Source organism: Thermosporothrix sp. COM3 (assembly GCF_059696735.1).
Genome location: NZ_AP019376.1, coordinates 4,173,369 through 4,188,335 on the forward strand (window position 1 = coordinate 4,173,369; position 14,967 = coordinate 4,188,335).

12 protein-coding genes are annotated in these 14,967 nt (G+C 55.2%); 10 read left to right on the forward strand and 2 right to left on the reverse strand.

Translation table 11 applies throughout. From position 1 onward, the window contains the following. Positions 1-41: 41 nt before the first annotated feature. The 10 genes from KTH_RS17675 to KTH_RS17720 all read left to right on the forward strand — a co-directional run bounded on the left by KTH_RS17675 (position 42) and on the right by KTH_RS17720 (position 10,416). Entirely contained in the window at positions 42-2,483 is a 2,442-nt protein-coding gene (locus KTH_RS17675; RefSeq protein ID WP_497620260.1) for a hypothetical protein, read from the forward strand. 1 nt (position 2,484) lies between these two features. Further along, positions 2,485-3,786: a class I SAM-dependent RNA methyltransferase gene (locus KTH_RS17680; RefSeq protein ID WP_497620262.1), complete on the forward strand. Its 1,302-nt coding sequence runs from the start codon at positions 2,485-2,487 to the stop codon at positions 3,784-3,786. Further along, the gene (locus KTH_RS17685; RefSeq protein ID WP_497620264.1) at positions 3,783-4,451 is read left to right on the forward strand and encodes a Maf family protein; all 669 of its coding nucleotides are present in this window, start codon (positions 3,783-3,785) and stop codon (positions 4,449-4,451) included. Before KTH_RS17680 ends, KTH_RS17685 begins: the two co-directional genes overlap by 4 nt. Continuing rightward, the gene (gene gluQRS / locus KTH_RS17690) at positions 4,439-5,389 is read left to right on the forward strand and encodes a tRNA glutamyl-Q(34) synthetase GluQRS (protein WP_111318514.1); all 951 of its coding nucleotides are present in this window, start codon (positions 4,439-4,441) and stop codon (positions 5,387-5,389) included. Before KTH_RS17685 ends, gluQRS begins: the two co-directional genes overlap by 13 nt. Before the next feature lie 83 nt (positions 5,390-5,472). Beyond that, positions 5,473-6,507 carry a mechanosensitive ion channel family protein gene (locus KTH_RS17695; protein WP_170142300.1) on the forward strand — a complete coding sequence of 345 codons (1,035 nt, stop codon included), beginning with the start codon at positions 5,473-5,475 and terminating at the stop codon, positions 6,505-6,507. A 41-nt stretch (positions 6,508-6,548) separates the two neighbouring features. Beyond that, the gene (gene nadD / locus KTH_RS17700; protein WP_211325999.1) at positions 6,549-7,199 is read left to right on the forward strand and encodes a nicotinate-nucleotide adenylyltransferase; all 651 of its coding nucleotides are present in this window, start codon (positions 6,549-6,551) and stop codon (positions 7,197-7,199) included. A gap of 30 nt (positions 7,200-7,229) precedes the next feature. Further along, complete coding sequence (locus KTH_RS17705; protein ID WP_111318518.1) at positions 7,230-7,448, forward strand: DUF951 domain-containing protein; 219 nt, start codon at positions 7,230-7,232, stop codon at positions 7,446-7,448. Positions 7,449-7,527: 79 nt separating this feature from the next. After that, on the forward strand, positions 7,528-8,946 hold the full coding sequence (locus KTH_RS17710) for an MFS transporter (RefSeq protein WP_497620268.1): 1,419 nt from the start codon (positions 7,528-7,530) through the stop codon (positions 8,944-8,946). Positions 8,947-9,027: 81 nt separating this feature from the next. Then, a complete protein-coding gene (locus KTH_RS17715) occupies positions 9,028-9,843 on the forward strand; it encodes a hypothetical protein (protein WP_137686099.1) in 816 nt (271 codons plus the stop codon). 3 nt (positions 9,844-9,846) lie between these two features. Next, complete coding sequence (locus KTH_RS17720) at positions 9,847-10,416, forward strand: P-loop nucleotide/nucleoside kinase family protein (RefSeq protein WP_111318524.1); 570 nt, start codon at positions 9,847-9,849, stop codon at positions 10,414-10,416. A 1-nt stretch (position 10,417) separates the two neighbouring features. Here KTH_RS17720 and mutL read toward each other — a convergent pair whose 3' ends face one another. Continuing rightward, positions 10,418-12,187 (reverse strand): DNA mismatch repair endonuclease MutL, encoded by a 1,770-nt coding sequence (gene mutL, locus KTH_RS17725; RefSeq protein WP_497620271.1) that lies wholly within the window; start codon positions 12,185-12,187, stop codon positions 10,418-10,420. Further along, a complete protein-coding gene (gene mutS / locus KTH_RS17730) occupies positions 12,184-14,835 on the reverse strand; it encodes a DNA mismatch repair protein MutS (protein WP_497620273.1) in 2,652 nt (883 codons plus the stop codon). The genes mutL and mutS overlap by 4 nt, the downstream gene beginning before the upstream one ends. Positions 14,836-14,967: the final 132 nt, after the last annotated feature.

Below are 14,967 nucleotides of genomic sequence, written 5' to 3' on the forward strand. Positions count from 1 at the left end.
TAATGCTTATTGTTCGGTGATTGAAGAAGGGATCGAAGGTCGTGTCGCCTAAAAAACCTACAAACAACAAGAAAGCGCAAGAGCTCAAGGCCCAGGCAGACCAGGAGCAGCTACAACATCTTCTGGCCTCCTATCAACAAATCGGGCAACAACTTGACGTCGCCGAGAATACCGCCCGGGTTGAAGAGGCACTCTCTGACATCTTCAGCCAGAGCGTCCCAACCCAGCTCGCCTTTTTCAAAGAGCTCGGGAAGCGGGAGGATGTTGTTGCAGCCAACATCTTGAATGCCGCCTATCACCTGGCTCCTGAGAAAGAGGCACGGAAAGAGGCGCGGCGCTCGCTCATTCAATTGGAAGGTGCAAAGATTATCCCGGAATGGGTTCCGCCAACGCCGCCATCGTTTGTCACGCTCAATATTGCCAGCGGCGAAAAGAAACCACGCTTCTGGCAGGCCATCTATACCGATTCGCGTGATATTGGCGAAGTGGAACTGCTTGTCTGCTGGTATGAAGGCGAGGAATACGAAGGCATCCGAGTTATGGGGTTCCTGCTTGATTTCTGGGATGTCGGGATCAAAGAGTTCTTCACTGATGTCATGAGCAAGCGCCAGCTCGAACAGCAGATCGAATACACTCGGGCAAACTTTGAGGGTGTCAAGCTGATTAAGAGCCCATTGGCGCGCGCCCGGCTGTTACTTGAAGAGGCTCTGGAAGTGCATCGCGCCCAGGGCTCAAAGCTTCCGCCTGAGTACACGCATCACAGCCACCTTGTGCGCAAGCTCATTCTTGAAGCGCCCGAAGCACATGCCGGCAACGAAGACGAGGAAGAGGTCTACGCTGAAGGCGCCACACCCTCCTCAAAGACCGAGGTTGAGGAGCTCTTTCAGGAGTTCTTCGGCATCAGCCAGGCAGAGGACGTCGTGCGGAACTTCCTCGAATTCTGGACCAATGGCGAGTTCATTCGCGCCTATGATCTGCTTTCCCGCGAAAGCCCGCTGAAACAGGGTCTCCCCCGTGAAGAATGGGTCAAACTGCATAAGCGCTGGTTTGATACAGCTCATCCGACACGCTTCAACCCGCATGTGATCCATGCGCGTGAGGTTGATGACCTGTTCGAGAGCGACGAAGATCGCTACACGGCTCCGGTCGAAGACGAAGAAGATGTTGAGGTGGTTGACGCTCTCTGGTCAATGGAGATGATCGAGACACCGATTGCACGCGAGCTTCCAGCCCTCCCACAGGCAACCGCGCACTATGCTCGCACGGGGCGATACTGGTTCTGGACAGCCTTTAAGCTAGTCGAGGAAAACGAGCAGACGCGCATCCACTCCCTGACAGATGAGGGAGGACGACTTCTCGGTCTTCCCGACGCGGAACTTCAACGGGGCGCGGCAGCCCTGGAGCGCCTCTATAAGGAAGAGCTTGGTACACTCGGCCTCTCTAACGAACAGGAAATCCGCAATCAAGGATTCAAGAGTTTGTTCGATCAGGACGATGAAAATATAGATATACCGCCATCGCAGCGGTGGGGCGAACTGGCAGAACTGCTCACCTTGCTCACTCAGATGCTGCATTATCAGGATGCCCTGATTGCTCGCGCTCCTCAGAAAGCGCCCGTCCTCTATCAAACAGCCGGAGCACGAGCACTTCTTTCGCTGGATGCCGAACGCGCAGCCTATTATTACCAGTTGCTCGCGGAACGCTTCCCAGAACAGCAGGCCTTCGCGTTACGCAAAATGGCCGAAGCGCTACAACTGCTGAGTCAGGAGCTACAGGAGGAGAGGGCCGATATCGCCCGCGTTCGCACGATCGAAAGCGATGCCGAGCAGGCGTTGCAGGAGGCATTAACAAAGGAACGCACGCCTGAAGCGCTCATATTGCTTGCGCGTCAGTTAATCCAACAGGACAACAGACGGGATGAGGCGGAAGAGCTGTTGCTAGAAGCCGCAACGCTATCACCTTCCACTCCAGAAGCAACGCAGATTGAAGGGAATCTGGGATTGCTCTATGAGCAGAAGGGAAATCTTGAGCAGGCCCTGATGCACTATCAACGAGCGGCGGAGATTACCCCGCACTATCCTGGTGTCTGGACCGACATTGGCGATCTTCAGATGCGCATGCGCCTGTATGATAGCGCCGAGCTCAGCTTCCTGAGAAGCATTGATATCGAGCCGGACAACGTTGAGGCCTATATTCAACTTGGTCTGCTCTATCGCAGCGTCAAACATGATCCCGTTGGCGCGGAAGACGTCCTGCTCCAGGGGCTGGAAACCCACGGCTCAGATGCGAATCTACTCGCATCGCTGGCACTTACCTATGTGGAACAGGGCAAATTCCGCGACGCAGAGAACTATCTTGAGAAGGCAGAGGAGCTCGCACCCGACTTCCCGCTTGTCCAGGAGGCACGCGAAGCATACGAGGTCGCCATGTCCTACCGAGAACATCTACAGCGGAAGAAAAGAAAGAGGCCCGATACAAAGTAGGATGATGACACAAGAAGAACGCCAAATTCACTATCATACCGTTACGCTCGGCGCTCTTGTCCGTGAGGGAGACGCCACAGCAGAGATTACACAACAGCGTGAGGATGGCACCACCGAGACCGTGACCTTGCACGTTCCTGCTGGTCTGCCCGGCGAACGCGTCACTATCGCGGTCGAGGAGCCATCCGCGCCGCCTGCACGCAAGCGTCGTCGTCGCTGGAAGCCACGCCCGCCCCGTGTCTGGATCACCGAAATTCACGAGGCCTCACCTTTGCGCGTACAGGCTCGTTGTCCAGTGTTTGGAACCTGCGGCGGCTGCCAGCTTCAGCATATGAAGTATGAGGCACAAACCGAATGGAAGCGCGAGGTTGTTGGACAGTTGCTCCGGGAGGTTGGCGGCTTTGAGAATCCGCCCCTCCTGCCAACGGTGCCGTGTGATAACCCGTGGAACTATCGCAACCATATGCGCTTCTCGGTCTATGGAGAAGGAAAACCCGGCCTGACCGAGCGCCATACACGCCGCCTGCTGCCAATCGTCGAGTGCCCGATTGCGCACCCGCAGATCAACCGTGCCCTGAGCATCGTGGCCCAACATCATAATCCGCGCCCACAGGTGCTGATGCGCTATGGCACCGCGACCGGCCAGATGATTCTGCAACCAGAGCAGTCGCCTGAAGTAGCACTGGATCTGCTTGCGGCTGGCATTGATGTACGCACCGAGACGATTGAAGAGAAGCTTGCCGGTCAGGTCTTCCGCATTCGCCCGAGCTCCTTCTTCCAGACGAATACGGCGCAGGCGGAGAAAATGGCACAGATGGTGCTCGATGGTCTGCTGACACACGACGACTATCGCGAAGACCCACGCAGGCTCACCGTCGTCGATGCCTACTGTGGTGTGGGCACCTTTGCCTTGCTTCTTTCTCGCCACTTCGGGCGCGTCATAGCCATTGAGGAATCTGCAAGCGCGATCAAAGATGCCCGCTGGAACCTGCGTGAGACGACCAACGTCGATATTATGCAGGGAAAAGTCGAAGATCTCCTGCCTAAACTGGCGGCTGAGCTTGACGGCTTTGTGATCGATCCGCCGCGTGCGGGCTGCCAGCCAAGTGTTCTGGAAGCGCTGATTCAGCATCCGGTTGCGCGAATCGTGTACGTCTCATGCGATCCCTCAACCCAGGCACGCGATCTTCATATTCTCTGTAACCAGCATGCAACATACCGTCTGCGCTCTGTGCAGCCGCTTGATATGTTTCCTCAGACAGCGCACATCGAAAGCGTGGCAGTATTGGAGAGAGCTTTATGACTGAGACCCAGGAAGCATTGTTATTAGCCTCCGCTTCACCCCGGCGGAGGCAGATTCTCACCCGGCTGCACCTGCCATTCACCGTGGCCGTCGCACCAATTGACGAAGATCAGGTACAGCAGCATTACCACGGCCCCGCAGAAGGCCTGGCTCAATGGACCGCCGCACACAAGGCGCTGGCAACATCGACCCTTCCCGAAGCCGAGAACCGCATTGTCGTGACCGCCGATACAACCGTGTTGCTCGATGATGAGATCCTGGGCAAGCCTCGCGATGAGGAACATGCCCGTGAGCTGCTCCGTTCACAACGCGGGCGCTGGCACCGCGTTGTAACCGGTGTGGTGGTCAGCAGGAAAATCAACGGTGAACTGACGCTGTATGGCGCAAGCCGTAGCACACCGGTCCTGATGCGTTCCTATACCGACGAAGAGATTGACGCCTATATCGCCTCAGGCGATCCGATGGATAAGGCCGGGGCCTATGGCATTCAGAACCCGGAGTTTCAGCCAACCGAGCGCATTAACGGCTGTTATCTGAACGTTGTCGGGCTCCCACTCTGCACGCTTGCTGAACTCCTCGAAAAATTCGGTATCCACACAACTGAGACCATCTGCACCGATCCTGCGGGTGTCTGTTGTCCCTGGTCGGAGCAATGTCTGAAATAGTACGAGGCCGTTACGCTCCGAGCCCGACCGGAGCACTGCATATGGGCAATCTACGGACAGCCTTGCTGGCCTGGCTCTTTGCCCGTAGCCATAACGGACGCTTTGTTCTCAGGATCGAAGATCTTGACCGTCCGCGGGTTCGCCCGGGAGCAACCGAACAGATGATTGACGATCTTCGTTGGCTCGGACTTGATTGGGACGAGGGGCCGGATTGTGGCGGCCCGCATGTACCCTATACGCAAAGTGAGCGGCTGGACATCTATCAACACTATCTGCGTACTCTCGAAAAGGCCGGGCTGGTCTATCCCTGCTATTGCAGTCGAGCCGAGATCGCGCATGCGGCCAGCGCACCGCAACAGGGGGCAGGGGATGGCCCAGTCTATCCCGGCACCTGTCGCTATCTGACAGCGAAACAGCGCAGCGAGAAAGCACGGATGCGCCGTCCCTCTTTGCGGCTCCGCGTCCCCGATGATGCCACGATCACCTTTACCGATCAGCTTGCCGGAACCATCACTCAGAACGTACAACAGGAGGTGGGAGATTTTATTCTCTGTCGCTCGGATGGCATCTTCGCCTATCAATTCGCGGTCGTGGTGGATGATGGCTTGATGAGGATTAATCAGATAGTGCGTGGCGATGATCTGCTTTCATCGACAGCCCGCCAGATCCTGCTGTTTCAACTGCTTGGCTTCCCGATACCGAAGTTTGCCCATGTGCCGCTAATTCGTGATGCCAGCGGAAAGCGCCTCTCGAAGCGAGATAGGAGTATGGGGCTGGGACCTTTGCGCGCAGAAGGGGCAACAGCAGAAGAGGTCGTCGGGCTCTTAGCCGCTGGATGTCATCTTGTTGAAACGGGTTCTAACGTGGCTCCTGATGAACTGGCAAAGCGTTTTCGATCTGATCCATATGATATAATACGCGCAATATCACAAGAATAACTCTGTGTCAGATTTCGTAGAAGGGTGGTCTCATTAGCCGAATGGTTCTTCTTTCGGGACTTATTCTATGGGGAACGGATGATATGCTCAGCAAGACAATTGGCATAGCACTATTCATCATTCTCACCCTGGCCGGGCTGCTGGTTGGCCTGTATTTTCGGCGTAAGCTCCTTGCACGCCTCAAAAACACCATACTTGATAACTGGCTGGTGCAAACGCTCGGCATCCTGATTGTGCTGCCTCCGCTCCTGATCGTATTCGCCACGTCGCCATTTATCCTTAGCCTGAGCGTGAATGGAGCAGCCGACTGGTGGAAACAGATCTTGAGCCATGCCCCCAACATTGACCTTGTCAGTCTGATCTCGAACCTGGTCGTCTCGATTATCTCAGTCACCTTCGGACTTGGCGTCGCCCGTACACTAAATAAAGCGACCATTCGTGGACTTGGCGAGAATCGAATTGACATCAACATCCGCACCCTGATCGGACGCATCATCTATGTGATCACACTGGTCATTGTGCTCTTCTGGATACTCTCCCTCTGGCGCGTGCCGCTGACTATGCCGGTCACAATGCTTGGCGCGATTACCGTCGCCTTGACCGTTTCGCTTCAGGATATCCTGAAAGATCTGGTCGCAGGCTTCTATATCCTGCTTGAGCGCCCTTTTTACATTGGCAACATTGTATCTATCACCAACGCAGGCATCACCTACACCGGCCACGTCGAAGATATCCAGCTTCGTGCGACCCGTCTTCGTCTTCTCAGCGGAGAAGAGGTTATGGTCCCCAATACCCTGCTTTTCCACAGCGTTGTTACAAACGCCTCCTATTATGGAGAGCGCCGCGCAACCATTGCAGTAACATTGAAACGTGAGGACTACCAGAAAGAAGAGACACACGCCACCATCAAGCGAGAGTTGAAGAACATTGTCACTATCCTGAGTCATGTAGAGCCACAGGTGCTCTTCAACAGCTACGTTGAGGAGAAAGTGACCCTGAACGTGCGTTTCTGGATCAGCCCGGAGCAACCGGAAACAGTTACAGATGCAATGAACGCGCTGCATGAAGCCCTGCCTACAGCGGAGTTGACGGTCACCGAATTAGCTGGCAATATATAGCAACAATAGCAACGGAGAAAGCCTTGAGGAGGTGTGTGCTTGTGGCCGAGTTCCAACCATTGGCGGCACAACAACGTATAGGTTTAATAGGTGGTACCTTTGATCCGATCCACTACGCGCACCTTGCCATAGCAGAAGAGGTTCGCGTCACGCTCAATCTTGATACGATGGTTTTTATCCCTGCCGGACAGCCACCGCATAAGCATGGTAAAGAGGTGACACCAGCCAACCACCGTCTGGCAATGGTTGAACTGGCAATCGCTTCTAATCCAGCGTTCGCCTGCTCGCGAATAGAAATCGAGAATACCGGACCCTCCTATCTGGCGTTGACACTGCAACGCTTACGAGAGCTGTGGGGCCCGGAAAAAGAGCTGTATTTTGTTGTTGGTTGGGACAGCCTGGAAGAGTTCCACACATGGCACACTCCCCAGGAAATTCTGCGCCACCTGACTGCCCTTGTGGCCGTTGGACGTCCCGGCTATAATGAAGATCCAGACTCACAGGAGCGCCTGGACCGAATCGAAGCGCGAGTCCCGGGGCTGAAACAGCGGCTCTTGCTGGTTCATGCTCCGCTGCTGGATATCTCAGCAACAGAATTGCGGGAGCGTGTCAGGCAGCACCGCCCGATCAGATATCAGGTTCCAGACCCTGTAGAACAGTATATTCATGTACAGCGTCTCTATCAAGAGTAAGCCGTTTCTGGCACCTAAAGGTACTGTTATATGCAACCATTACAGCTTGAATTGAGAGATCGTCTGCGTTTGCGCAAACCGCATCCCTGTGGTGGCTACGATTGGGAAGTTGTGCGCCTGGGAGCCGATATCGGTCTGCGCTGTGAGACATGCGGACGGCGCGTTCTGCTTCCTCGCTCCGAGGTTGAGCGGCGCGTCAAACAAAAATTGCCACCATTATCACAAACCGATTCCAATGCGGAGGTATAACAGCTGGCCTCCTCCGCATCTCAGCCCTGCCTCTTAGAACCTGGGGCCCATATCGCTGGTAGTAAGGAGAAACGTTTCTATGGCAGCAGCCAATCCAGGCGGGGGGTTCCTACCTGTTCTCAGGAACAGGAACTTTCTCTATCTCTGGCTAGCACAAATCATCTCCCAGATGATCTTCAACGCCGCAAACTATGCATTTCTGGTCTTAATCAATAAAGTATCACAATCAACGACGCTTGTCGGCCTTGCCATCATCAGTTTCGTGCTCCCTGCCGTCCTGTTCGGCGCACCTGCCGGGGTGGTAGTCGATCACGTATCACGGCGTCGAATCCTCTGGGGAAGCAACTGTCTGCGTGGGATCGCCACTCTGCTCATGATTGTCGTCCTTATTGTCGATCACACATCCATTGTCCCACTCTACATACTTACCTTTATTATTTCAACGATCGGGCAGTTCTTCGCTCCCGCCGAATCATCATCGATCCCGCAGCTTGTCAGGAAAAGCGAGTTAATGCCTGCACTCTCGCTGTTTAACATCACCATGCAGATCTCGCAGGCAATCGGCTATGTAGTCGCTTCGATTGTGCTGACGCTTTTACCAGAGTTTCACCTGTTCAATCTGACAATAGATGCCTTCGTTCAGCTCTACTTCCTGATCGGGATCCTCTATTTGCTGTGCGCCGGTCTTATTCTGCTCATTCCACAGAACCAGGTCGACAGGAAGTACACAACCCAATCTGGCCAGATTACCACGCAGACGCTTGGAGCAGTCGGGAGTATCTGGCACGAGATGTATCAGGGGTGGCAGTTTGTACGCACAAATAAGCCGCTGTTTCTGGCAGTGATCCAGCTCTCGTATGCAGGCGTCCTGCTCTTTGTAGTTATCGAGCTGGCGACCAAGATCACAACCAACCTGCTGCATTTACCAGAAAACGCGCTGGTACTGGTGTTTGCTCCCGCAGCGCTCGGTGTGGTTGTTGGCTCGCTGCTGACGCCGGGTATCTTCCGTAAACTTGGGCACTCGCGTACAATCACCACCGGAACTATCATCTTAACGATTGCCTGTGCCCTTGTCCCGCTCTCGGCCTGGCTCTCTCCGTATCTCAAGCCTGCTGGCTGGTCTTTTAACCCGCTGGTCTTCAGCTTGATCGCATTGTTGTTGTTGGCGGCGGGCTTCGGGCTGGACTTCCTGAATATCCCATCGCAGACAGCGATGCAGGAGTTGACTCCGAACCGGCTCAAGGGGCGCGTGATCTCGCTTCAGCTTGTGCTCTACAGTGCCTGTACCGTCCCGGTGATTTTGTTTATGGGTGGCTTTGCCGACGCGTTTGGCATTGAAAACGTGCTGTATCTGCTTGCCGTCTGTCATATTCTCTTTGGAGCCTGGAGTCTGTATTATGAGAAAAAGCATGCCGCTGCTATACAAGCTTATCATCAACGGCAGGGAATGGAACAAGAAAAGCAGGTTATCACTCTAGAACAGAAGAGGATACATTGACGGCATCGGATTGAGCGTCTACAATACTAAAAAACGGATCAGGAAAGAATGCAGGGGGCTATGGACTCAGGAAAAGACTTCTTGGCACAACTTCAACCACACCTGCCCTGGATCACGCTTGTAGGTGTGCTACTCCTTTTTGCCTTGCTGCGTGTCTCCCGTAAAGCATTACGTCTTCGTATTGATGAGATTGGCTACTACTGGTTGCGCGAGCGTGGGCCACTGCTCTGGTTCTGGTTCAATGCGCCTGGCGTCATTCTACACGAGCTCAGTCATGCGATCATGTTGCTCCTCTTCTATCCCTTTGGCTTTCGCATTACCAGCATTACGCTCTTCCGTGTCAAGCCCATGCCAATGCGCAAGGTGAAGGGACGCGTTGTAAGGAGCCGGGGGAGACAATCGCTGCAACTGGGTGAGGTGCAATATGTGCGCCCACAAGGCCGAATCATGAGCTATGTGGGAGATGGCTTCAGTGGCGTTGCACCACTGCTTGGCGGGATTGCGATGTTTGCCTTCCTCTACTGGGCAGCAACTGGCTATCAACTCTGGGACTTCCCGTTCAACGCGCAATGGGATCTGCAATGGCGGCGTCCCGACTGGCCCTGGTGGACACTGCTGATTACTCCCTACTTGATTCTGACAGTGACTTCTGAACTCTGGCCGAGCCGACAGGACTGGTACGGCGCCCGCTGGCTGCTCTTCGGAGTAAGTATGGCCCTGATCCTGATCGTCGGCATCATCTACCTGCAATTCAACCATATCGTCAATTATCCATTGCTGCTTCAGCTTGCAACCTCGATCGCAGCTCATGTCGACTTCGCATTGTTGGTGCTGATCGGGTTAGATCTGCTCTTCTTGCTCCTGGCAGAACTGATACTCTATGTAGCGAGGCGTTAGAGCATGACAGTATTGATCGTTATCACCGGCCATCCCTGTACCGGTAAAACAACTCTGGGAGAGCGTCTATCGGCAGATCTACGGCTCCCCTTCTTCTCGAAAGACAATCTCAAAGAGCTCTTCTTTGAGCACCTGCGTTGGAGCAATCAAGATCAGGAGCGGCGGGAGGAGCGCAACAACACCATCTATGCGCTGCTGTACACTATCACAGGCTCCCTTTTGCGCGTCGGTCAACCCTGTATTATCGAGAGCAACTTCGAGTCAGAAAAGGCTTCAAAGGAGCTAGAGGCGCTGCGGCAACGCTATCCGTTCGTGCCATTTCAGGTACTCTGCTACAGCGAAGGCCCGGTGCTGGTGCAACGCTTCCAGCAGCGCTGGCAACAGGGACAACGTCATCCAGGGCATGCGGACCCCTTCATCTTCCAGCAGATCAAGGACCGCTTGCTTCAGGGGAAGATCACCCCTCTCGAACTGGATGGCCCGCTGTATGAGATCGATACTACCGATTTTGCCTCTCTAGACTATACGAAGCTTCTGGACACGATACAGCGCTTCAGCCAGGCACACGCATGATCTACCACTCAAATTTATCGATCAAGAACGAGCGACTATAGTGTAACAGAACCGGGCTCCCATGTGGACACACAGCGGGAGCCGCCACCTGCGCAAGCGCCTTGAGCAAGGAGGCCTGCGCGGCATGGTCCAGCACCCGGCCACGACGCAGCGCGGAACGACAGGCAAGACTGATCAGAAGATGGGCCTCCCAGTCGTCAGCATCCTCCGCCGCCAGCGACACCAGTTCCTGAAGATGCGGGATCAACTGCTCATTGCCCTCACTAACTGGCACCGAACGGACCAGGAAACTACGCCCACCAAAACGTTCACACTCGATCCCCAGACCACGAAGCATCGGGAGACGCTCTTCCAGGAGCTCGGCCTGATGACGCTTCATTTCCACAATCACCGGCTCAAGCAGCATATGAGCATCTGTCACCTCCTCCTCGGAGCGAATCCCGGTATAGCGGCTGCGCAGGTGCTCATACAGCACACGCTCATGTGCCCTGTGCTGATCGATCAGGTAGAGGCTACCATCAGGAGCCTCCGCCAGAATGACCGCCTGCTGAAGCTGTGCAAGCGGACGCAAGTGAGCAATGATTTCCGCCTCATCACGGGGAGCCGTCGAGACATTGTAGCCCTCAGCCGATTCGCTGACACGCAAACCGCGCCGCTTCGGCAGAGGCAGGCTGCGCTGTGTCGCCAGCAATGGGCCCGGAAACTGAACCTCTTCTGGCAAAGCAGGGCTTTTTTCCAGCACACCGCGTACCGCCCGGGTGAGCGCTGCAAGAATACTTTCCTCGTATTGCAAGTGCACCTCGGTCTTGGCAGGATGCACGTTCACATCCACCTCATCAGGGGGAACTGTCAGAAACAGAGAGATCAGCGGATGCTTTCCCTTTGAGAGAGAGCCACGATACCCCTTCTCAAGGGCATCGAGAAGCGCTCGCGTCTGCACCCATCTCCCATTGACAAATAGCGTGATAAACTGGCGATTCGCCTGGGCCAGCGCCCGATTTCCCACATAGCCGCTCACCGTGTAATGCTGTCCATCACTGACATGGACCGGATGCAGCATCTCCGCCAGCGGCAACTGATAGAGCTCCGCCAGCGTTAGCGCCAGTTCGCCGGAGCCGCTGGTTTGCAGAGCAATATGCTCATCAAGTTGCAGATGAAAGCGCACTGCCGGATAGCCCATTGCATAGCGTCGCAGCAGTTGCAGGATATGCCCGTTCTCAGTCCGTGCGCCACGCATAAACTTGAGACGAGCAGGAACATTGTAAAAGAGATCGCGTACCGTAACCGTCGTTCCATGCACACGGGCCCGCCGTCCACGCTCGACGATCTCTCCACCACGCACCGTGATACCAAGCGCGGGCTCAATCAGTCCTGCCCGTTCCGTCTCAATGGTGCGGCTGAGCAGGTGCACTTCCGCGACCGCCGCGATGCTGGCAAGTGCTTCACCCCGAAACCCCAGTGTCTGTAAACGACTGAGATCCTCAAAACGGGCAAGCTTGCTGGTCGTATGACGCAGGCAGACCCGCTCAAGCTCATCTTCGGGAATCCCATATCCATCATCGGTCACACGAAGCAGTTTCAGGCCACCGCCGCGAACCTCAACGCGAATCTCGTGGGCGCCAGCATCGAGCGCGTTTTCAACCAACTCCTTCACGACTGAGACCGGGCGTTCGACCACCTCTCCAGCGGCGATCCGCTCGGCGACCTCAACAGGCAGGGTTCTTAACGGCAAACGTGATGGTATTTCCGGTTGCTGTGAATACTGACTCATCGAATATGCTGCTTACTTCTCTTCTTTTGCCAGAGGAACAATATATTCAGGGCGTCTAGCGGCGTGATCGCGTAGACATCGAGCAAATCAAGATCGACATCCTCACCCTGCTCAAGACGCGTCGCAAGCTCACGAGCCTCCTCACTCTGCCACTCGTATCGGCTCGGCGCCTCCGCGACTTGCTTCACCCGACGCCCATTCGTCGAGGGAGCATCCAGCGAGAGCACAGGGGATGGCCGCTGTTCAAGATGGCCGAGTACCTCTTCCGCTCGCCGAATAATGCTCAGCGGCATGCCAGCCAGTCGAGCCACATAGACCCCATAGCTTCTCCCGGCGCTTCCGGGCCTTACACGATGCAGGAACACAATCCCATTGGCATCCTCGCTGATCGCCATCGTATACACCTTAAGATGAGGAAGCTCATCTGCCAGCGCCGAAAGCTCGTGATAGTGCGTCGCGAAAAGCGTGCGAGCCTGCGTCACATCATGCAGATGCTCAACCACGGCCCGTGCGATTGCCAGCCCATCATAGGTACTGGTGCCACGCCCGATCTCATCTAAAATAATCAGGCTGTGCTGTGTGGCGTGATGCAGGATAGTCGCTGTCTCTTCCATCTCCACCATGAAGGTGCTTTTCCCTGCAGCAATATCGTCCTCCGCACCCACACGGGTAAAGATCCGATCAACAAGGCCAAGCCTGGCTGAACGAGCGGGCACAAAGCAGCCGATCTGTGCCATCAGGGTAATCAAAGCGACCTGACGCAAATAGGTCGATTTCCCGGCCATATTGGGCCCAGTCAGCAGAAGAATTCGTGTCGCGTTGTCCGCATCGAGTTCTGTATCATTGGGAATAAAGACATCTCCGTCAAGCGTGGCCTCAACCACGGGATGCCGCCCCTCAACAATTTCCAGACCGTGCCCCTGTTCCAGTACCGGGCGCACATATCCCTGATGAGCAGCTACCACGGCAAAACTGAGTAGCACATCTACCCAGGCTACAGCCCGTGCGGTCTCAATCAGACGGTTATACTGTACGCTGATCTGACGCAGCACATCGGCATAGATGCTGCGCTCCATCTCCTCGATACGCTCAAAGGCCGTGAGGATACGCGCCTCATGCTCTTTCAGTTCGGGCGTAATAAAGCGCTCGGCATTAACAAGAGTCTGCTTGCGCATGTAATCTTCGGGCACCAGCTTCAGATTGGCCTTTGTCACCTCGATGTAGTAACCAAAGACCTTGTTGAAGCCTACCTTCAGCGATTTAATGCCGGTCCGCTCGCGTTCGCGCATCTCAAGTGTTACCATCCAGCGCCGCGAATCCTTGATCGAAGCAAAGAGCTCATCCAGCTCCGCGTGATAGCCGGGACGAATCAGCCGGCCATCGTCTCCGTCCTCATCCTCTTCACCCGAACGCATCAGCGCACGATCAATCAGCGAGACGACATCTTCGCATTCGTCCATCTCTTCGGCCAACTGCTGAAGCAGTGTCGCATTGCAACCAAGCAACTGACTGCGCAACTGCGGGATCAGCGCCAGATTATCCCGCAGTCCGAATACCTCATTGCGAACCGCCGTGCCCTGTCGAACCCGCCCGGCGATCCGCTCCATATCGCTGAATGCCTGCAGGCACATGGTAAAACGGCTCCGCAGAGCAGGGCTCTCAAAGAGCTCCTCAACGCTGCTGAGGCGATCGGATAACAGGCTGAGGTCAAGCAGCGGCTGCGTAATCACCTTGCGCAACTGCCGCGCTCCCATTGCCGTAATAGTGCGATCCAGCACGCTTAACAGGCTTCCATGAAGCGTACCGCTCCGAGTTCCCTGCAACAGTTCCAGATTGCGCTGCGTATGGGCATCAAGCGCCATATAGCTGGTCGTGCGATAAGAGCGGAGCCCGGTCAGCAGTGAAAGCAGGTTGCCGTTCATTTTCTCAAGATAGGCAACAATCGCCCCTGCGGCTGCAACGGCCTGCGATATATGAGCACATCCATATGCTTCAAGCGTCTGGACGCCAAAGAGCTTACATAGTCGTTCGCGGGCAGCTTCGGGCTGGAAGAACGAAGGCGGACAGGCCGTAATGGTGACAGTCTTTGTCGGGAAGTGATAGGACTGCTTCTCATGTCCCTCCGCAAGCAAGCACTCGACAGGGTCAAGGCGCTGTAGCTCAGCATCCAGCGCAACAGGCATCTCGGCTGTCTCAAACCATGTAACCTGAAATTCCCCGGTGCTGACGTCAACCACCGCAAGCCCGGTATGGGCCCGCCCGGGAGCAATAGCTACCATATAATTGTTCTGACGAGCTGGTAGCAGGTTGGGCTCCGAGAGCGTGCCAGCAGTCAGGATACGCGTCACCTCACGATCAACAACCCCCTTCCCAATTTCCCCGACCTGCTGACAAATGGCCACTTTATACCCGCGATGCACCAGTTTCCCGACATAGTTATCAAGCGCATGTAGTGGAATACCGGCCAGCGGAACACGCTCACCATCGCCTCCATACTGGCGGCTGGTCAGCACAATTTGTAGTTCGCGGGCTGCAATTCGGGCATCTTCATCAAAGGTCTCGTAAAAATCCCCGACCTGATACATCAGAATGGCATCTGGAAATTGACTTTTGATCCGTAAGTATTGTTTTCGAGCGGGCGTCGTCATTCCTTCCCTGACCCCTTCGCGCACACAGAATTTTTATTGAACAGACGTACATTACCCTATTCTTCTGGGAATGTCAAAAGGTGGCAGTACCACCGGGATCTCTCCCGCTGGCCTGCCATACTCTCCGACATC

What these genes read in the sequence shown, in the direction of transcription:
- mutL (WP_497620271.1), bottom strand. Translation starts at nt 12,187, where the DNA reads ATGAGTCAGTATTCACAGCAACCGGAAATACCATCACGTTTGCCGTTA.
- KTH_RS17685 (WP_497620264.1), top strand. Translation starts at nt 3,783, where the DNA reads ATGACTGAGACCCAGGAAGCATTGTTATTAGCCTCCGCTTCACCCCGG.
- KTH_RS17705 (WP_111318518.1), top strand. Translation starts at nt 7,230, where the DNA reads ATGCAACCATTACAGCTTGAATTGAGAGATCGTCTGCGTTTGCGCAAA.
- KTH_RS17695 (WP_170142300.1), top strand. Translation starts at nt 5,473, where the DNA reads ATGCTCAGCAAGACAATTGGCATAGCACTATTCATCATTCTCACCCTG.
- mutS (WP_497620273.1), bottom strand. Translation starts at nt 14,835, where the DNA reads ATGACGACGCCCGCTCGAAAACAATACTTACGGATCAAAAGTCAATTT.
- KTH_RS17710 (WP_497620268.1), top strand. Translation starts at nt 7,528, where the DNA reads ATGGCAGCAGCCAATCCAGGCGGGGGGTTCCTACCTGTTCTCAGGAAC.
- gluQRS (WP_111318514.1), top strand. Translation starts at nt 4,439, where the DNA reads ATGTCTGAAATAGTACGAGGCCGTTACGCTCCGAGCCCGACCGGAGCA.
- KTH_RS17720 (WP_111318524.1), top strand. Translation starts at nt 9,847, where the DNA reads ATGACAGTATTGATCGTTATCACCGGCCATCCCTGTACCGGTAAAACA.
- KTH_RS17680 (WP_497620262.1), top strand. Translation starts at nt 2,485, where the DNA reads ATGATGACACAAGAAGAACGCCAAATTCACTATCATACCGTTACGCTC.